We start from the raw sequence: 18,480 nt of genomic DNA, 5'->3' as shown, positions 1-18,480 counted from the left end.
AATTAAAATTCAAAATATAAAATGCCGGGAAACCGGCACTTTATTCTTTTTCCTTACCATTTTTGCTTTTTTCAGCTTCTTTTCCCGGCTTAAGAGCAGGCGCGGGCTGTCGGCTGCGATCGATGGGACGTAAAATACTAGGTCTGGTGTTTTGGATGGGGATTGGCGGCCTGAGCAAGATGGATTTCATAGCTTGAAAATTAAAGGGAATCAAAGGCCACAAATAGGGAACGCCAAAAGATTTGGTCATAGCCAAAAAGGCTAATAAACCTAGAACACCAATGGCAAAGCCAGGCACCCCGAACAACCCGGTAATAACAATCAGTACGATTCTTGCTAAAGTGTTGGCCATTCCTAATTCAAAGCTGGGAGTCGCAAAAGTGCCAACCGCTGCTACGGACAGGTAAAGTACTGTTTCGGGGGCAAAAAGGCCAATATCTATGGCTACTTGCCCGATTAAAACAGCCGCAATTAAGCCCAATGCCGTAGCTAAGGCTGATGGAGTATGGATTGCAGCCATGCGCATTAAATTGATGCCAAATTCGGCAAACAGGAACTGCCACATCAACCCTATCTTCCCCACCTTGGAAGGGCCTAAAAACTTTAAAGCCGGAGGAAGTAATTCCGGATGCATGGAAACCAACAGGTACAGGGGCACTCCGATTAACGCTAAAAAGATTCCTGCGTATCTTACCCAGCGTTGAAAAAAACCAACCGCAGGACTTTGCCTGAATTCTTCTGCATGTTGAACATGGTGAAAAAATGTAGCCGGAAGAATCATTACACTGGGCGAAGTATCTACTATTACTAAAACATGTCCTTCCAAAAGGTGGACCGCAGCTACATCGGCCCGCTCCGTATACCTAACGGTAGGATAAGGATTCCAATTGCTGCCCGGTGCAATCAGTTCTTCCACCGACTTTTCAGCCATTGGCAGCCCGTCCATTTTGATAGCTTTAATTTTTTCTTTTACCTGCTCAACCAGTTCGGGATTAGCAATATCTTCAATATACACAACACAAATATCGGTTTTTGAACGTTGCCCCGCTTGTAAAATCTCCGTGCGCAATTTGGGATCTCGTATTCTACGTCTAATCAAAGCAGTGTTAAACACAATAGTTTCCACAAATCCATCCCTGGAACCTCTCACGACCCTTTCCAGATCCGGTTCTTCCAAGCCGCGTACCGGATATTCCCGCGCATCAATGATAATAACTTCTTCGATCCCATCTACCACCAAAGCTATGGGACCCGCCAATACCTTGTCTACTACTTCGTGTAAATCATCTGTTGTCTCCACTTCAATATAGTTAATGTATTGCTTAAGCAGTTTTTTAAATGTATCGGGCGCTAAATCTTCCCGTTTCACCAAAGCCAAACTTCTCAAAACATACATCATTATTTGGTCTTTGGCAAAACCATCCACAAAGAATAAAGCGGCATCTTTTCCCGCAAAACTAATTTCCCGGCAAATCACATCAAAACTTTTTCCTACGCCTAATTCCCTGCTCAGCCAGTCAATATTAATTTCTAATTTCTTTGAAACTTTAACTTGCTCATCAGTAATGGCCATATTTATACCCACTCCTAAATAATATTTCTTCTACCGCTTTAGTCGTTATGGGTACTTTCTTTTTCAGTGAATCAGCACCATCCATTTTGCCTGTATCACCGGTTCCAATAATCACGGGTATGTCAAGTTCATTTAAAATATCTACCGTATCCCCTTCCAGCACGGCACCATTAAATACTTTCGGATTACCGTGTTTATCCACTGCCTGGGTAACAACTTCTCCTTCCTTCGTAATAGAATTGTCTACTACAACACCTTGTGTATGGTCAGTATTGGAGGCAACTGCTACAACTCCCAAGATCTCAATATCCGGATGTTTGGCAATATACTCCAGGGCTTTTTCCCCTTTGCCCTTTTTGCTGCTCCCTTTGTCGTCCAACATTACTAACACGGGGTCATATTTTGCTGCTTTAATTAATTCCACTATTTCCGGACCAGTCAAAGGGGTCGGATTACCGGCCGACAAGGATATACACCTTCCGCTTACCCTCCGGGCAACCTGCTCAACCGCTTTTTTAGCTATTTTGTCTCCATCGGTTATTACAATTACTTTTCGTCTGGCAGTCTCCATTCCCCGTTGTAGTCTCCCTTATCCTTGAGGATTAAATATTACTGCTACAATATAGCCAAAAACTACGGCAGCTGCTATACCTACTGCCGTTGCTTCCAAGCCGCCACCAAAAACACCAAGAAGTCCATTACTTCTCGCTCCCTCTATAGCCCCTTGTGCCAAAGCATGCCCAAATCCGCTTAAGGGGATAGTTGCTCCTGCACCTCCTAAGTCAACCAGCGGTTGATAGAGATTTAAAGCGCTGATTATAGCACCGGCACAGACATAGCCAACAAGCACATGGCCAGGTGTTACATTAAAAGGAGTGAGATCCATAATTAACTGTCCCACCAAGCAAATTGCCCCTCCGATTAAAAATGCCATTAATAAAGACATTGATTTGCCTCCTGCCTGTTAGAATTCTATGGCCACTGCATGACCTATTCCAGGTATTGATTCACCTTGCTGAACAGCGCAAGGGCTCAGTAGAGCTCCGGTACCAACTCCTAAGATTTTCCTGTATTTGCCATTTTGCATTTCCTTTAAAAGATATCCAGCAGTAACCACTGCTGAACAGCCGCAGCCACTCCCCCCGGCATGGGTGTCCTGGGATGGGTCAAAAATCAAAATACCACAATCGGTATAATTTTTTTCCAAATTATAACCTTGCTGCTTAGCCAATTGAATTGTCAAAGCATGTCCAATGGTCGCTAAATCTCCGGTAATGATCAAATCGTAATCATCGGGTCCCCTGCCGGTATCCTCGAAATGACGGACAATAGTATCTGTAGCAGCAGGAGCCATTGCACTGCCCATATCATTGGCATCCTTCATTCCTAAATCAATTACTTTGCCAATGGTGGCATAAGTAATTCTTGGTCCTTTGCCTTGTCTGGCCACTACCACAGCTCCGGAACCGGTCACCGTCCGCTGGGCACTGGGCGGACGCTGCACGCCTTGCTCCGTTGGGAAACGGTACTGCCTTTCAGCCGTAGAGTAATGGCTGGAAGTAGCTGCTAACACATAGTCGGCAAAACCACCGTCAACTAGAATAGCCGCCAGAGCCATACTTTCGCACATTGTAGAACAAGCTCCATAAAGGCCTAAAAAAGGTATGCCAAGTTGACGGGCAGTATAATTTGCGCTGATAGTTTGGTTCAAAAGGTCCCCTGCCAGCATATAATCTATTTTTTCTGGCAATAAGTCGGCCTTTTGCAAGGCTTTTTTCATTGTCTCCTCGAGTAAGAATTGTTCCGCTTTTTCCCAACTCTTTTGACCAAAATAAGTATCGTCGCTGATCACGTCAAAATAATTTCGCAGCGGTCCTTCGCCTTCTTTAGGTCCTACGATGGCAGCCGATGCAATAATATAAGGAGGATTTGCAAATTTTATCGTTTGCTTTCCTATTTTTTTGCTAGCTTGACTCATGCTTGCCTCCTGGTAAAGGAAATTTTGCTATCCTTGGCTACAAAAGATAGTAGATGAGGCCAACTATTATAGAAACTAAAAAGCCATAGGCCAATACCGGACCAGCGATGGTGAACATCTTGGCTGCTACGCCGTATACAAACCCCTCCCTTTTAAATTCTAAAGCAGGGGATACGATTGAATTGGCAAAACCGGTAATTGGTATAATCGAACCTGCTCCTGCAAATTTGGCAATGTTATCATAAATGCCAACTCCTGTAAGTAAGGCGCCCAGAAAAACCATAACAACCGTTGTGGCCGTGCTGGCTTCTTTCTGGGGTAAACCCAGTCCGACAAAAGCATTTAAAAACAACTGAGCAATTAAGCATATCATGCCTCCAACCAGAAAAGCTCCCACAGCGTTTCGCACCAACGGAGGCTTAGGTTTAACCGCATTGACCATCTGCTGATATTGTGCCTGCTGGTACTGCTGTTGACTCTTTTTTATTTGCTCCTGTAATTCCATTTGCTCCTTCCAGCTCTTTACCATTAAAGTACCACCTCCCTAATTTATTTTTTCTCAGAAGTGCGTCTTTATACTCAGTACCAATCCTTGTCCGCAGCGGAACAAAAGCATTTGAGACGTAATGCTTTGTTTTTTCCCAGGGTACCCAATGGTCCCCTGGGACGCCCGCTGTAACACCACTTAATAACATAAAGGGGGGTTCTCCCTAACAACCCCACCTCTTGGAAATTTACCAGCATAATTTCCCAGGCGATTAAAAAATGACTGGTTTTAATACCAGTCATCAAATAATTAAAACCCATCATCTGCACAGGCAACTTTAACATTGGCCTTAAACTCTGTAAGTCTTCCGTTTTCTACACCTGCAGTCAAGTTGTAAATTTCGACACCCGTAATATTAGGAATCTCTCTGGAAGCTTCCTTTACCGCTCTCTGTACGGCATCTTTCCAACTAATATCAGACTCACCAAGCAATTCAACGATTTTTACATGCATCTGTCATACCTCCTTTGGAAATAATCTAGAGTTAGTATTTCATTTCTAAGTCGTTTTTATGTCAGCAAAAAACAGCAGGTTATTTAGCCTGCTGCTTAGTAAAACATGTATCGCTGTTTAACAATTCTTTAATATTTTTCAGTGCTTGCCGTTCAATCCTTGAAACCTGAACCTGCGATAGCCCCACTACTTGGGCAACCTCGATTTGAGTTTTGTCTTGGAAAAAACGCAGTAAAATAACCTGACGATGCTTTTCAGGCAATTTTTTTAAAACTTCTTTCAAGGCAATTTTGTCAAACCAACTTTCCTGTTCCTTTTCATCACTTAACTGATCCAAAATGTAAATCGGATCCCCTTCATCCTGATATAATGTCTCATGGATTGATGTTGGCATCTGAACAGCTTCCATAGCATTAATTATTTCTTCCCTGGGAACTTCCAACCTTTCCGCTATCTCACTAATGGTAGGCTCTCTTCCCAGTTCTTTAATCAGGTTTTCCCTCGTACGATGAATCTTGTAAGCCGTTTCCTTAACGGCTCTGCTTACTTTGACCGGGCTATCATCCCGCAGGAAACGCCTAATTTCCCCAATAATCATCGGCACAGCATAAGTTGAAAATTTAACATTATAGCTGAAATCGAATTTATCAATGGCTTTCATTAAACCGATAGTGCCAATTTGAAACAAATCCTCCAATTCATAACCTCGGTTTTCAAAACGCTGAACCAGGTTGAAAACAAGCTTAAGGTTACAATTGATTAAAGTTTCCCGGGCAGAAGCATCACCATTTTTAGCTTTAGTCAGTAAACTGACCATTTCCTCTTCCGATAACAAAGGGAAACGTGGCAAATTCATTTCAGACAGGCGTGTTACCATGTCAATAGCGCCACCTTTAGTTCACGGCATCAACTGGATTTAGATTTTTAGTCATGATCACTTTTGTTCCTTCTCCAAGTCTGGAGGTGACTTCAAGATGATCCATAAATGACTTCATAAACACAAAACCTAAACCCATACGTTCCGGATCGGTTGTATAAGCCGGCTGCATAGCCTGTTCCACATCTGCTATACCTTTTCCCCTGTCTTCCACGGTTAAAATCAACTTTGTTTCGTCCCTGAAAGCCTCGATCACAACAATACCTTCGGGTGAGTTTTCGTAACCATGAATAATTGCATTTGACACCGCTTCAGAAGTTGCGACTTTAATTTCTTCCAGATCATTTAAAGTTAAATCGACCTGTGAAGCAAAGGAAGCAACTGCTACCCTGGCCAAACCAACATTTTCAGGTAAGCTGGCAAATTCTAACTTTATATAATTTCGCCAATTATTGATTTTTTTATCCATCTGTACCACCCCTACATAGCAGCCAGCGCTGAAGTCATATCTTGGTGAATAGTTAAAATACGCAATATGCCTGATAGTTCTAAGATCTTTTTTACCGGGGCCTGGGGATTCACTATTGACATCGAGCCATGCTGCCCTGTAACCGTTTTATAACGGCCTAAAATTGCTCCCAGTCCGGAACTATCAATAAAAGATACCCCTTCTAAATCCAGGACTAAATTCTTAGCTCTACTTCGTTCCAAGGCTTCTTCCACCGTAATTTTGAATTTTTCTGCAATAACAAGGTCTAATTCCCCTTTAACCGTGACGATTAAGGTATCCTTTTCAGTTCTAGTCTCTATATGCATCATTGTTCCTCCCAGATAAAATAGTTGGTATATTTTTTTGCTTTGCTCGTATTCTACGGACCAGAAAATTATTCCTGCTAATTTTTGGTATTATTATGTCGAATAATATAAAAAGCTTCTACAAAATTTGTAGAAGCTTTTTGCTGAAGGTTATATGGAATTAAAAACTGAAGACTTTACGCCAAGTCCGCTTTAACAACTGCCAGTAAGTGGCCTTAGCAACACTATCCTTTGCTAATAAGTCTACTTTATTTATTATTTTACCGTCTTGCAAGATTTGAATTTCGCCTACTTTTTGTCCTTTTTTAACAGGTGCGGGAATATAATCGGGAATGATGGCCTTTGTTTCGATTTTACTTTCTTGGTCCTTGTTCATCAAAGCGCCAACTTTGCGGGCGGCTATCAACGGTATTTCCCCCACTACTCCTTTACTGACTTTTGTGTGGGCAGCTACCTGACCTTTGCCAAAAAATTGTTTATAGCCAAATTGAGAGAATGCCCAGTTATATAGTTTAATAGATTCAGCAAAATGCCCTCCCTTTTGATCCGCGCCCATGACAACCGCTATAAGCCGGAGGTTATCCCTTTGCACTGTTGAAACCAGGTTGCGCTTGGCTTGAGAAGTTGTTCCGGTTTTTAGCCCATCGGTACCCGGGTACCTCCAAAGCAATTTGTTGGTGTTATCAAGAATCAGTTCTTTTGGTGCTTCACGGAACTTGTAGTGTTTGATAGAGGTGTATTCCAAAATTTTGGGAAAGCTTAAGGCATACCTCGCTATTTTGGCCATATCAGCCGGTGATGTATAATGGTTATCATCATGCAGCCCGTGAGCGTTAACAAAGTTTGTATTGGTACAGCCCAGCTCTTTTGCTTTAGCGTTCATTTGCCTAACAAAGTTTTCTTCTGTACCTGCAATGTGTTCAGCAACAGCTACGCTGGCGTCGTTGGCTGAACCGACAGCAATAGCAATCAACATTTGATCTAATGTGAACTGATCCCTGGGGTCAAGCCAGACCTGAGAACCACCATAGCTACAGGCGTTTTCACTGGCTTGTACTATGTCGCTTAGTTTAACCTTGCCTTTTTCCACTGCTTCCAACGCCAGGGCTAATGTCATGGTTTTCGTTATGCTGGCGGGGTACCAAGGTTTATTTGCATCCTGTTCAAATAAAACCTGCCCCGATTCCGCCTCGATTAAGATGGCTCCTTCAGCATTAAGTTTAGGCCCTTCGGCGTATGCGGTTTTAATTCCCAGCGACCATATACCAGCCAGGGAAGCCAATACCAGCAATAAAACTTTAAATCTTCTCATGTTATTCCTCCTCGTGAACTTAATTGCTTGATCTAGTATTTGATGTTTACCACATACTCATGCAAGATTTAGCCGCTGGCGTTTTGTTAAAGTCAACCAGTTTACCAATGCACGCCAAAGCACTTTAGCATGTTTTCAGAACAAATAAAAAAACCCCGGAAACCGGGGTTGAAATCAAATAGTATCCAGTATTCTTTTTATTAAACCACTAAACTTGACCCTCACTTTTTCGGCGGTTTCAATTACCTCATCGTGGTTAAGTTTGCGGTCTAAAACGCCTGCCGCCATATTGGTTATGCAGGAAATTCCCAACACTTCCATGCCTCCGTGGTTAGCCACAATCACCTCCGGTACAGTCGACATCCCAACCGCGTCAGCACCTATTGTTCGCAAATACCTGATTTCGGCGGGCGTCTCATAGCTGGGGCCAAACACACCTGCGTAAACGCCTGTTTGCAAGTTTATCCCTAGCTCAGCAGCCGCGCTTTGCGCTAAAAGTCCTAATTTTTGAGAGTACGCTTCCGACATATCGGGAAACCGGGGGCCCATCTCAGGGTTGTTTTTACCGCGTAAAGGGTTATCTCCCATTAGATTAATATGATCTGAAATAAGCATTAAATCCCCGGGTTTAAAAGATTTGTTAATACCTCCCGCCGCATTGGTAACTATTAAAATTTTTATGCCTAATTGCTGCATCACCCGTACCGAATAAGTAACTTCCGACAGAGTATACCCTTCATAATAGTGAAAGCGCCCTTGACAGGCCATAACCGGGGCCTTTCCCAGCATCCCAAAAACAAGTTGTCCGGCATGGCCTTCAACGGTGGAAACAGGGAAATGAGGGATATCTTTATAGGGAACTACTTTTTTTGCTGTAATTTCTTCTGCCAATGAGCCTAAACCTGATCCTAAAATTAAACCGACCCGTGGCTGAAGATCTCCCCTGACTTGGTTAATTACTCCTATACTGTCTTCTAACTTGTGTTTTAGATTATGCATTGCTGACCTCCTGTAACGCAATTAATTTATACATGCTCACCCCGTGGGGAGGCGGAGCTACCCCCAACATGTCAGTTACTGTTGCACCCAAATCGGCAAAACTCTTTCTAATTCCGAGATTAACGCCTACTTTTATTTTGGCTCCATGAATTAAAAGCGGTACATACTCCCTGGAATGATCGGTACTGGGTGTTGTAGGATCGCAGCCATGATCGGCGGTAATGATCAAAACATCCTCCTGATCTAAAACACTTAAAATTTCGGGTAAACGGCCATCAAACTCTTCCAAAGCTTTGGCGTAACCAACCGGATCATTGCGATGCCCGTATTTGGAATCATAATCTACAAGATTGGTAAATACCAAGCCTGAAGCTACCTCTTGAAAAACTTCAATGGTACGATCCACGCCATCCATGTTATGCTTAATTGATACCGACCTGGTAATGCCTTTGCCTGCATAGATATCATTAATTTTTCCTACCCCCACTACTTCCAAACCGCTATTCCTTATTAATTCCAGCACGGTGGGGCTAGGCGGGGCCAAAGAATAGTCATGCCGGTTAGCTGTTCTCTGGAAATTACCCGGTGAGCCTATAAATGGCCGGGCAATAACCCTTCCCACAGCATGGTCGCCTTGTAAAATTGCTCGGGCAGCTTTGCACATTTCGTATAATTCAGTCAGGGGAATTATGTCCTCATGAGCAGCGATCTGAAACACGCTGTCAGCAGAAGTATAAACGATAGGCCTTCCGGTTTTAAGATGCTCTTCACCTAATTCTCCAATGATCTCTGTCCCTGAAGCTACTTTGTTGCCTAATACCTTCCTGCCTGTTTTCCGCTCAAATTCCTCGATAATTTCAGGGGGAAAGCCATGGGGGTAAGTAGGAAATGGTTTTTCCAAAATAATTCCCGCTATTTCCCAATGGCCGGTTGTTGTGTCCTTTCCCGGTGAAAGCTCCGCCATTTTGCCAAAAGCGGCGGTAGGTTGCGTTACAGGTTCAATTCCATGGAGAGGAGCTATATTGCCTAGGCCCATGTTTTGCATGTTAGGTAACTTAAGCCCGACTGTAGCGGCTATATTACCAAGAGTATTGCTGCCGGTGTCCCCGTACTTTTCCGCATCGGGGAGTTCTCCAATCCCTACGCTGTCAAGAACTATCAATAAAACTCTTTTAATCACACTATTCACCTCTACCGAACTATGCCCTAGGGTGGGTTTTGTTATAGACCTCTTTCAAATGACGGCTGGTCAAATGGGTGTATACTTGAGTGGTTGTAATGTCTGCATGCCCCAACATCTCTTGTACTACTCGCAAATCCGCGCCATTCTCCAAAAGATGGGTAGCAAAGGAATGGCGCAGGGTATGGGGTGTTATATCTTTGGCGATGCCTGCTTTTCTGGCGTATTTTTTTAAAATTTTCCAAAACCCTTGTCTGGTAAGCCGGGCACCCATCTGGTTGATAAACAATGCTTCTTCTTTTGGTATTTTGAGAAGTTTAACTCTGCCATAGGCCAAATAAGCGTTAAGACACTCTTTGGCTACGCTGCCAATAGGGACAATTCTCTCTTTGGCGCCTTTACCGGTACAGCGGATAAACCCTGTATCACAGTTAACCTGATTTATCTGTAAAGAGACCAGTTCACTCACCCTCAAACCGGTGGCGTACATTAGTTCCAACATTGATTTGTCCCGTAAGCCAGCTGGCGTTGAAGGATCAGGCTGTTGCAAAAGACGGTCGACCTCAGCAACCGACAGAATTTGGGGCAGCTTGCGCGCGAGTTTAGGCGTATCTACATTTAGAGTAGGATCGAACTCGATCAGCTTTTCCCGCAATAAAAAATGATAAAAGGACTTGAGGGCGGCCACATGCCGGGCTAAAGTAGCCGGTGACTTGCCTTCTTTTTGCATATTCAGCAGGTAGCGCAGAATTACTTCCCTTGTTACTTCTCCCACGTTTCGCACTTTGGCCACCTCAGCAGCAAACGTGCAAAAACCTATTAAATCTCGATAATAAGATTCAAGAGTATTCTCGGCTAAACCTCTCTCAACCGCCAAATAATGGATAAATTCTTCCACATTGCTTCTCATAATCTACCAGCCCCATACCTGTATGGAAAGTCTATCCTAACTTATTCCACATTAAGCAGTAAACTCCTCCCAAAGTTACAAAGCTCGTTTAGCCTAACCGCTTGAAGTTTATCTTCTTGCGCAAAAAGTTATCTCACCGCTTTTCCATCATAATTTGACCCTAAAAATAGTGAAAAAAACTATGAATTCTCCACAAAAAAGCAGCTACATCGCTTAGAAATTTTTCCTCCCCCTGCATGTAAACCTCCTTTAGACAAGTTAAAAAGGTTTTTAAAAAGCTTCTACTGAGGATTTCCGAGCGCTACCCGACCAAACCGCGCTTCAAGCTACTTCAACAGTTCCGGCAAAGGCACATAAGGTAAATTTAAAGCATCTGCAACTGCTTTATAAACCACTTGGCCGTCAATAACGTTTACTCCCAGCGCTAAAGCACCGTTTTCTTTGATGGCTCTTTCGTATCCTTTCTGCACAATTTCTATAGCATAAGGCAATGTTACATTGGTTAACGCAATAGTAGCGGTCCTGGCTACAGCTCCAGGAATATTAGCCACAGCATAATGAAGCACCCCATGTTTTTCGTAAATAGGGTTGCTGTGAGTAGTGACTCTATCGATTGTTTCCACGCACCCCCCTTGGTCAATGGCAACGTCTACGATTACTGCACCCTTTTTCATGGTTTTTACCATGTCTTCCGTAACAACCCTCGGAGCCCGTGCACCGGGGATTAAAACTGCCCCGATGAGCAAATCCGCATATTTCACCGCCATGGATAAATTATGCTGGTTTGACATCAGATTTTTAGTCCTGCCTTGGAAAAGATCATCCAGGTACCTCAACCGGGCTGCATTCAGGTCCAAAATTGTTACTTGTGCTCCTAAGCCCACCGCCATTTTTGCCGCATTAGTCCCTACAATACCTCCGCCCACAATGACCACGTCAGCCGGCGCCACCCCTGGAACACCGCCTAAGAGAACTCCTCTACCACCTTCAGGTTTTTGCAGAAAATGGGCGCCAATTTGCACCGACATTCTGCCGGCTACCTCGCTCATAGGGGTTAATAAGGGCAGGCTTCCGTCAGGTAATTGAATAGTTTCATAAGCAATGGCCACTACTTTGCGGCGCATTAAGGCTCTGGTTAGCTCAGGTTCCGGGGCAAGGTGTAAATAAGTGAAAATCACTTGTTTTTCCCTGAATAAATCATATTCTTCCGGCAAAGGCTCCTTGACCTTCATAATCATGTCTGCTTCGCCGTAAACACTGACCCGATCCGGTGCTATTTGGGCGCCTGCAACAACATATTCGCTGTCCAGATAGCCGCTCCCCACCCCTGCGTTAGTTTCAACTAGGACTTTATGCCCAAGACGAACAAGATTTGCAGCGCCTCCCGGCGTAAGCGCCACCCTGTTCTCATTGTTTTTAATTTCTTTAGGCACGCCGATAAGCATTACTCCTCGCTCCCTTACCGCAATTTTTAACTATTGTTCGTAATATGGCAATTTTTATTCCAGTGGCGGCTGAAATAAAAAAACTTGGCAGTTAGCCAAGCATTACTTGCAATGAGTAAATTTAGAGATACATTATGACCATTTTTATCAATTGAGGAGTCAGGTAGGCTTCTAATAAGGACCCTAATAAAATAAACCCCGCAAGACTCCCTAGCAGTAACGTATAAATAAGGAATTGTTGTGAAAGCTTTTTATTGCGCTCTTTAACCCGACCTTTAAAGAGCCAAAAGGAAAAAGAGGCTGCAGTTACTCCTGCTGCCACCAACGCAGGCAGGTTGAATATATTCTGCGGAAGCAGCGCCAGAGCAGTTAACAGGATGCCTGCCATCCCCTTTTCCTGAATCAAAAAACCTGCGGTAAAACCAAGGTAAAAACCTTTGGCTGCAATAACTAATAGGATCAAAGGGGCGCCAAGTACAGTCAAACCCAGAAACCAAACTATTCCAAGCAGTTTTAAATTGGTCAGCAGCGACTGTCTGACTAATATGCCCGGCTCTACTTCGACGCTGGTAAAACTGGCAGCAAAACGATTTAAATATTCTATAAGCTCTCCTTCCTGTTTGGAACTTAAAGTTTTTGCCCCGAGAGCACCGGCAAGAATGCCTAGAAGTAAAAATAAAATGATGACCATATAAAGCAAGAGATTGTCCTTCCAATGTACACTAATAACACGCCAGAACTTTTTCCCCATAGCAGCAGTTCCTCCTAAAGCCATTCTTATACATACCTATGGCCTTTGGACGAGTTTTATACCAAGTACCAAAAAATTAACTGCAGCGGTAGTACTAATACTTATTTCTGATTGCTTCCCAAAGGCGCTGTCCAATATATTGGGCAGCTAGGACATCTTCCAGCGAATTGGCGCTGGCAGCTACCACACTTATGTCTTTCTTTAACTGTTGAGCCATTGCCAGTGCCCTGGCAACAGCGTTCTGAGCAGGTTTTGTCCCTTTGCTGTGGAAAGTTCTGGCTATAGTCCCGACGATCACAGTTCCGCCCGCATTATATGCCGCATCAAAGGCAACCCCTCCCGTATCGGTGATGGCAACCACTACCTTTTGTTTAAAATCACATATTTTAACGGTAGAGGCCCCTAAATTAGGGATAATGTCAGCAATCTCGGCTCCGGCCAGGTGGATGCCTTCCAGCACTTCGGCAGCGCTGGCTATGAAGTCTGACCTTTTGCCCCAGCGCGGTTCACACACCACTATCAACGGGCTGTGGAACTTAACGGCCAAGCTGCCGGCTTCTAATCCTATTTTCCCCGGGTCTACCGGCACAGGCGGTCGCACACTGGCCGGACTGGCACCAAAAACCGCTGTTGCGCCCGCTTCTAAAGCGCTCTCCAAGGTGGTACTCATGTCAATTACATCTACTATAATCACGAGATTTCCACTTTTTCCCGCCTGATATGCGCCGGTGGCGTCAGCAGTCACTGAAACCTGTGGTTGGAATACCTTTGTCACCTTTTTTCTCCCAAGCAATTTTTATTGGCTAACCATAGCAGCCCAATGATAGTCTTTGCATCTTGGATTTGACCTTCCCGCACCATTTTCAGCAAAGTGGCCAGGGGAAAACGCTCCAGCTGCAAAAATTCATCGCTGTCCAACCGCTGTTCCCCCTGCTCAAGTCCCGTGGCCAAATAGAGATGCATCACTTCATCGCTAAAGCCGGGAGTGGTGTAAAATTCCAGCAGTTTAGTTATTTGGCTTGCAGTTAGCCCTGTTTCCTCCAATAATTCCCTTCGCGCACAATTTAAAGGCTCTTCCCCTCTTTCCAGCTTTCCGGCAGGGAGTTCGTATAAAACTTTCCCTACCGGTTTTCTATACTGTTTGACCATGGCGATTTCTCCGCTGTTTAAAAGGGGAATTACAGCCACCGCTCCCGGGTGTTCTACAATTTCCCTAGTGGTTGTGCGCCCATCTGGCAATTGTACTTCTTCCAGCCTCAGGCTAACTACTTTGCCCCTAAAGACAGTTTTACTGTGTATGGTTTGCTCTTCCATCATACCACCCCTCATACTTTTTGGTCTTATTCATATAATAATAGCACTTGGATTAATCTCACAACAACAGGGGGATATGTAATGGAAATTATCTATACCAAAAACTCCTTTACTTTTATTGGCAAGATCAAGGAACTGAGCACTTTTTTGCAAAATTTTTCCACGGAGACAACTGTTAAAGAAATTCTCCGCACTGCGCTGCATTAACCGGCCAGTTCAGCAGCCACAATACCGGCCGCTACACTAGTTAAAAAGAATGCTTTATCTTTTTCGGGGCTTCGCCCCATTGTGGCCAAGTTTAATCCTGAAACAACCAGTTCCTCAAATTGCTTTTCAGCTTCCACCACCTTGAGACAATGCCGCTGCAAGCGAGCCTCTTTCCATTGTTCTAGCACTACCTGCATTTGGTTTTCCGGTAACCTGGCCATTGGAACTACCGTGGGGGCTAATGCAACCTTTTGGAGCACAGTTAAGGTATGGTGGCTTATGCCATAATGCCGTGAGCGGGGATCTGCAAAGCTTATCCTTGGTACTGCCAGCGGTATACCCTCTAAAACAGCGGCAGCGTTTAGCACAAATCCTTGTTCCACACCGCTGAAGCCCCATTTAGTTCCTGTTCCTACTATACCGGGACCCATGGCAGCAATAATAATATCAGCTTCCAAAACTGACTTGGCTGCAAGCAAGCCGGAATAAATATTTACCGCTTCAATTTGCCCACCAAAGGCATTACCTACGGTCACTGTTCCGTGGATTAAGCCCCGTTCCAATAATTCCGGTACTATCCTGCTCAAAGCCAGCGGCAGCGCAGCGCCGTCAGTCATCATGTATACGACACGAATTTTTTTCGAAGCCTGGGCTTTAATCGCCAGCGCTACAGGGGCTAACATGCTGTGCAAGAGGGCAGCTACAACCGGTGTTTGCTTTAAAGAATCGGCGACTTCAAGTTTCTTGCGAAAAGGACTGGCCTCTTCCTCCACGCTGAGGACTTTCATTTGCATAGGGGTGTAACGCAATTTCATAATATGGCCCTGACCTTCCAGAGGCATATTTTCCCGGCTTAGATTGTTAATCACGAAATGATAACCGCCAGTGCCTAAATTCAATTCTACCGCGGTAGTATTGACCACCACTATGTCTCCGGGGGAGATATTGCCTGTAAGTTGATCGTAATTGATAGCTTTGGAACGTTCCCCTTCTATTTGTACCAGAATTTCCGTGCAACCCGGTCTTTTGGCCAAAACTTCCTCTACCTTGCCACGCTTAAAACTCAACATTTCTTCACCTGCTCTCATACTTCAGGCCTACCCAGGCGATCAAAGAAATCAAGTATGCTTACACGAGCTATGAACTCGGTCAATGAATAACGTTCACTGTACCAGTGCAGCAATACAAGCAGCATCAGCAAAAATGCTTTGGTATACAAAGGGATTAGGGCTACTAAACTATATCCTAAGGCAAAGCCCAGCAGGTTGGAACCGGTGTCCCCTAGCATGACTTTTCCGCGGAAATCCAGCGGAGCATAGGAAAGAGAAGCGCCTACCATAACTAATATCCATCCCTGTTCCACCAACAACCCATACTTCCAGAATAGCAGCAAAAAACCAAGCAGGAAAACTTTAATTGTCCTGCCGGGACGCAAATCAAGAAGATTTAGCGCATTGATTGCTAAAGCTAGCAAAAGCGCATTTACTGCCAAACTCAAATAATCTTGGCTAAAATGCCTGCTTGTTAAGAATGCCAGGACAAAGCCTGTCAGCGCTTTAATCCCTCCCGTGGTCAATTCCCCTTTACAGAGAGAGCGCAAGTGGCCATGCAAACCTTTAACTTTATGATTGCCCCAAATGTCGTCTAAAAGGCCTACCAAAGTTATCAGAACACAGCCAAAGAAAAACAGCCATGGAAGCTGTTGCTCCGGAAAAATTGCACTGACAAAAAATATGCTTACTAGCAGACTGCTAAAGATTGTTAACCCTCCTGCCGTAATTATTTCTTTTCCCAAATAATTCGTGCGGACCAAGGCATTTGCTTGCATAAGCTTAAGAATTATAGGTCCAGACAACCGGTGGCAAACAAAACCAGTAACCAGCAATATTATTGCCCGGGCTAACATCTTGTACCCGCCTTACTGAGCAAAAACAAAAAAATATGCCAGAATTGCCTGCCACGGTGGCAAAACCCCGGAAAATCCCTTCCGGTTACCCGATGGGACATTTCTACCGGAATTTCCAATATTTTAATCCCCAACTTTGCCGATTTGATTGTCGCCGCAACTTCTACACTGTAACCAGGAGTAAAAGGCAGGAGTTTTTTAAAAACTTCCAATGTCATTGCCCTTTGCCCGGAAAGCACTGAATCGCATGTTGTTCCGCTATAAAGGTAAACACCCCAAGCCGCTAATTTCTTCACCAACCCGAATCCGCCTTTTCCGCGACTCGGTGGGAATTTAGCTATGGTTAAATCGGCCTCCTTATTTACCACCGGCTCAATTAATTTTTCAGCTTCCCGAGCTGATGCTCCCAAATCAGCATCAATTAGGAGCACGACCTGACCCGTAACGCTGGCCGCTCCTGCGTTTAAAGCAGCTCCTTTTCCCGAATTGACAGGAAGTTTTATAACTTTGCACCCAGCCTCCAGCGCTTTTTGCCAAGTAGCATCCCGAGACCCATCATCTACTACTATAATTTCTTTGATAGCGGGAATCATCCTTAATGTCTTTATTGTGTCTCCAATCCTGCTTTCCTCATTATACGCAGCCATTAAAACTGAAACTTTCGGCAACATATTCACCTTACCCTCTCCCTACTAAAGACTAAATAAGAGCCGGAAACGGATAAACATCAACCTCAAAAGCTGGTGTGTTACAGGTGAAACCATCAGCACAATAAAAATAGGGATTAAAGCTGCAGCAATAATTTTTACCATATCCCGCACTTTGACTCTACCCCGGTAGAGTTTACTTACCCCTTTAGCATCTACAAGAATTGTCCCCACTTTTAAGCGAACTAAAAAGGTACTCGACATTCCCTGCCTGCCTTTATCGAAAAAATCAATGGCATTGGAATGGGAACCTACGGCAACTATTAAATCAGCGCCGCTTTCGTAAGCGAGAAGCATGGCTATATCTTCACTGGTTCCCGGAGCAGGCAGGATATGAGCATGTAAATTTAATTTTTGCAGCCTGCTTAAACCGGGTGCGTAACCATTTGAATAAGCATGCACAATTAATTCGGCACCACTTTTTAAAGCCTTATCCGTAACACTGTCCATATCGCCCACAATTAAGTCGGGCTTGTATCCGTTCTCCAGCAGCGCATCAGCCCCGCCGTCCACGCCAATTAAAACGGGGCGAACCTCTTGAATGTAAGGCCGAATTGTCTTTAAATCCTCTTGATAATTGTGCCCCCGGACCACAATTAACACATGCTTTTTGGCCAGTTTGGTTTTGAGAGGAGGCAAGTCCATTTTTTGAGCAATGAGCTCTATTTCTTTGGCTGCATATTCCAAAGTATTGTAAACAAATCTGGTTAGTTCCTGCTGATAGTTTTGCCGAATAACCTTTAATTTGTTTAATATTTCTTCTTTGTTCAGCATGGTTCCAAAGTATTTTTGCCCATTAATTATTGCTGCATTATCCCTAACTTCAATTTCCTGCCCCTCAATGACATTTGTGAAAAAATCCTGACCCACTTCATCGAGCAGCGGTATACCTGCCTCCAAGAGCCGAAGGGGTCCAAGGTTTGGATATTTACCGGTTATAGAAGGACTGGCGTTAATAACTAATTTAGGCTTGCTTTTAACTATAGCCAAGGCAGCAATCTCATCCAAATCTTTATGGTTTATTACTGCTATCTCGTTGACCTTTAGTCTTTTGACCAGCTCTTTAGTCTTTTTATCCACCCTTATTTTGCCTTTAAGATACATGGTTTTTCTCCTGGCTTGCGTAAAAGCATTTTTATTTCTAGTATGTATAGATTCCGGGAAGAAATACAAAATTTATAAGCTTAGCCAACAAAAACGCAAATAAAAAAAACCCTTCAAGGTGAAAGGAGGAATCTCAAACTCATCCCCTCCCCCGAGCGGGTGCTTTTTGCTTTTTGTGAAACTTACTTTTTCTCATCAAAGTTATCATAACTAAAGGCGCTTTCTATTACAGCAATAGTCTTTACTGAGAATAATTAGTAATCGCACCTGTATCAACCATTTGCCTTAAACATGGAATCCGCGCCGCAATTAAATCGTCGGGCAACAGCACCGCAAAAGGCTCCTGGCCGATAAATTCCTTGGCACATGAGATAGCATGGCCTAAACCCTTTTGCTCTTAT

At 44.0% G+C, this 18,480-nt stretch carries 22 protein-coding genes; 1 reads left to right on the top strand and 21 read right to left on the bottom strand.

Annotated elements, in window-relative coordinates:
- Window positions 1-40: 40 nt before the first annotated feature.
- From EYS13_RS03790 to EYS13_RS03710, 17 genes are all read right to left on the bottom strand, one after another.
- Window positions 41-1,573, bottom strand: a complete 1,533-nt coding sequence (locus EYS13_RS03790; protein ID WP_227766085.1) for a spore germination protein — start codon at window positions 1,571-1,573, stop codon at window positions 41-43.
- Window positions 1,560-2,144, bottom strand: a complete 585-nt coding sequence (gene spoVAEA / locus EYS13_RS03785; protein WP_227766083.1) for a stage V sporulation protein SpoVABEA — start codon at window positions 2,142-2,144, stop codon at window positions 1,560-1,562. Before spoVAEA ends, EYS13_RS03790 begins: the two co-directional genes overlap by 14 nt.
- Before the next feature lie 18 nt (window positions 2,145-2,162).
- Window positions 2,163-2,519, bottom strand: a complete 357-nt coding sequence (spoVAE, locus tag EYS13_RS03780) for a stage V sporulation protein AE (protein WP_227766081.1) — start codon at window positions 2,517-2,519, stop codon at window positions 2,163-2,165.
- Between the two features lie 18 nt (window positions 2,520-2,537).
- Window positions 2,538-3,551: a stage V sporulation protein AD gene (spoVAD, locus tag EYS13_RS03775; protein ID WP_227766079.1), complete on the bottom strand. Its 1,014-nt coding sequence runs from the start codon at window positions 3,549-3,551 to the stop codon at window positions 2,538-2,540.
- Window positions 3,552-3,588: 37 nt separating this feature from the next.
- Window positions 3,589-3,993, bottom strand: a complete 405-nt coding sequence (gene spoVAC / locus EYS13_RS03770; RefSeq protein WP_227767792.1) for a stage V sporulation protein AC — start codon at window positions 3,991-3,993, stop codon at window positions 3,589-3,591.
- A gap of 354 nt (window positions 3,994-4,347) precedes the next feature.
- Complete coding sequence (locus EYS13_RS03765) at window positions 4,348-4,551, bottom strand: dodecin family protein (RefSeq protein WP_227766076.1); 204 nt, start codon at window positions 4,549-4,551, stop codon at window positions 4,348-4,350.
- A 79-nt stretch (window positions 4,552-4,630) separates the two neighbouring features.
- A complete protein-coding gene (gene sigF / locus EYS13_RS03760; RefSeq protein WP_227766075.1) occupies window positions 4,631-5,428 on the bottom strand; it encodes an RNA polymerase sporulation sigma factor SigF in 798 nt (265 codons plus the stop codon).
- 16 nt (window positions 5,429-5,444) lie between these two features.
- On the bottom strand, window positions 5,445-5,897 hold the full coding sequence (gene spoIIAB / locus EYS13_RS03755) for an anti-sigma F factor (protein ID WP_227766073.1): 453 nt from the start codon (window positions 5,895-5,897) through the stop codon (window positions 5,445-5,447).
- Between the two features lie 11 nt (window positions 5,898-5,908).
- On the bottom strand, window positions 5,909-6,247 hold the full coding sequence (locus EYS13_RS03750) for an STAS domain-containing protein (RefSeq protein ID WP_227766070.1): 339 nt from the start codon (window positions 6,245-6,247) through the stop codon (window positions 5,909-5,911).
- A 157-nt stretch (window positions 6,248-6,404) separates the two neighbouring features.
- A complete protein-coding gene (locus EYS13_RS03745) occupies window positions 6,405-7,556 on the bottom strand; it encodes a D-alanyl-D-alanine carboxypeptidase family protein (protein WP_227766068.1) in 1,152 nt (383 codons plus the stop codon).
- Between the two features lie 174 nt (window positions 7,557-7,730).
- Window positions 7,731-8,555 (bottom strand): purine-nucleoside phosphorylase, encoded by an 825-nt coding sequence (locus tag EYS13_RS03740; RefSeq protein WP_227766066.1) that lies wholly within the window; start codon window positions 8,553-8,555, stop codon window positions 7,731-7,733.
- Window positions 8,548-9,735, bottom strand: a complete 1,188-nt coding sequence (locus EYS13_RS03735) for a phosphopentomutase (RefSeq protein ID WP_227766064.1) — start codon at window positions 9,733-9,735, stop codon at window positions 8,548-8,550. The genes EYS13_RS03740 and EYS13_RS03735 overlap by 8 nt, the downstream gene beginning before the upstream one ends.
- A gap of 19 nt (window positions 9,736-9,754) precedes the next feature.
- Window positions 9,755-10,645, bottom strand: a complete 891-nt coding sequence (gene xerD, locus EYS13_RS03730; RefSeq protein ID WP_227766061.1) for a site-specific tyrosine recombinase XerD — start codon at window positions 10,643-10,645, stop codon at window positions 9,755-9,757.
- Between the two features lie 326 nt (window positions 10,646-10,971).
- On the bottom strand, window positions 10,972-12,090 hold the full coding sequence (ald, locus tag EYS13_RS03725) for an alanine dehydrogenase (protein WP_227766059.1): 1,119 nt from the start codon (window positions 12,088-12,090) through the stop codon (window positions 10,972-10,974).
- Window positions 12,091-12,211: 121 nt separating this feature from the next.
- Window positions 12,212-12,841 (bottom strand): stage II sporulation protein M, encoded by a 630-nt coding sequence (gene spoIIM / locus EYS13_RS03720; RefSeq protein ID WP_227766056.1) that lies wholly within the window; start codon window positions 12,839-12,841, stop codon window positions 12,212-12,214.
- Window positions 12,842-12,935: 94 nt separating this feature from the next.
- Complete coding sequence (locus EYS13_RS03715; RefSeq protein WP_227766054.1) at window positions 12,936-13,616, bottom strand: hypothetical protein; 681 nt, start codon at window positions 13,614-13,616, stop codon at window positions 12,936-12,938.
- Window positions 13,613-14,155: an NUDIX domain-containing protein gene (locus tag EYS13_RS03710; RefSeq protein WP_423055318.1), complete on the bottom strand. Its 543-nt coding sequence runs from the start codon at window positions 14,153-14,155 to the stop codon at window positions 13,613-13,615. Before EYS13_RS03710 ends, EYS13_RS03715 begins: the two co-directional genes overlap by 4 nt.
- Window positions 14,156-14,236: 81 nt before the next feature.
- On the opposite strand from EYS13_RS03710, the gene EYS13_RS16190 reads away from it, so the two are divergent.
- Window positions 14,237-14,362 carry a hypothetical protein gene (locus tag EYS13_RS16190; protein WP_265332409.1) on the top strand — a complete coding sequence of 42 codons (126 nt, stop codon included), beginning with the start codon at window positions 14,237-14,239 and terminating at the stop codon, window positions 14,360-14,362.
- Here EYS13_RS16190 and EYS13_RS03705 read toward each other — a convergent pair.
- From EYS13_RS03705 to steA, 4 genes are read right to left on the bottom strand one after another with little or no spacing between them, the layout of a single operon-like run.
- On the bottom strand, window positions 14,359-15,432 hold the full coding sequence (locus tag EYS13_RS03705) for a DUF3866 family protein (RefSeq protein WP_227766050.1): 1,074 nt from the start codon (window positions 15,430-15,432) through the stop codon (window positions 14,359-14,361). The two genes, EYS13_RS16190 and EYS13_RS03705, sit on opposite strands and share 4 nt — an antisense overlap.
- A 14-nt stretch (window positions 15,433-15,446) precedes the next feature.
- A complete protein-coding gene (locus tag EYS13_RS03700) occupies window positions 15,447-16,268 on the bottom strand; it encodes a hypothetical protein (RefSeq protein WP_227766048.1) in 822 nt (273 codons plus the stop codon).
- The gene (locus EYS13_RS03695; protein WP_227767790.1) at window positions 16,262-16,939 is read right to left on the bottom strand and encodes a glycosyltransferase family 2 protein; all 678 of its coding nucleotides are present in this window, start codon (window positions 16,937-16,939) and stop codon (window positions 16,262-16,264) included. Before EYS13_RS03695 ends, EYS13_RS03700 begins: the two co-directional genes overlap by 7 nt.
- A 21-nt stretch (window positions 16,940-16,960) precedes the next feature.
- A complete protein-coding gene (gene steA, locus EYS13_RS03690) occupies window positions 16,961-18,079 on the bottom strand; it encodes a putative cytokinetic ring protein SteA (RefSeq protein ID WP_227766046.1) in 1,119 nt (372 codons plus the stop codon).
- Window positions 18,080-18,480: the final 401 nt, after the last annotated feature.

This window comes from Zhaonella formicivorans, from assembly GCF_004353525.1.
In the GTDB taxonomy this organism is placed as follows: domain Bacteria; phylum Bacillota; class DUOV01; order DUOV01; family Zhaonellaceae; genus Zhaonella; species Zhaonella formicivorans.
Note: the sequence above shows the minus strand (reverse complement) of the source record. Positions and strands in the feature narration are given on the sequence as shown.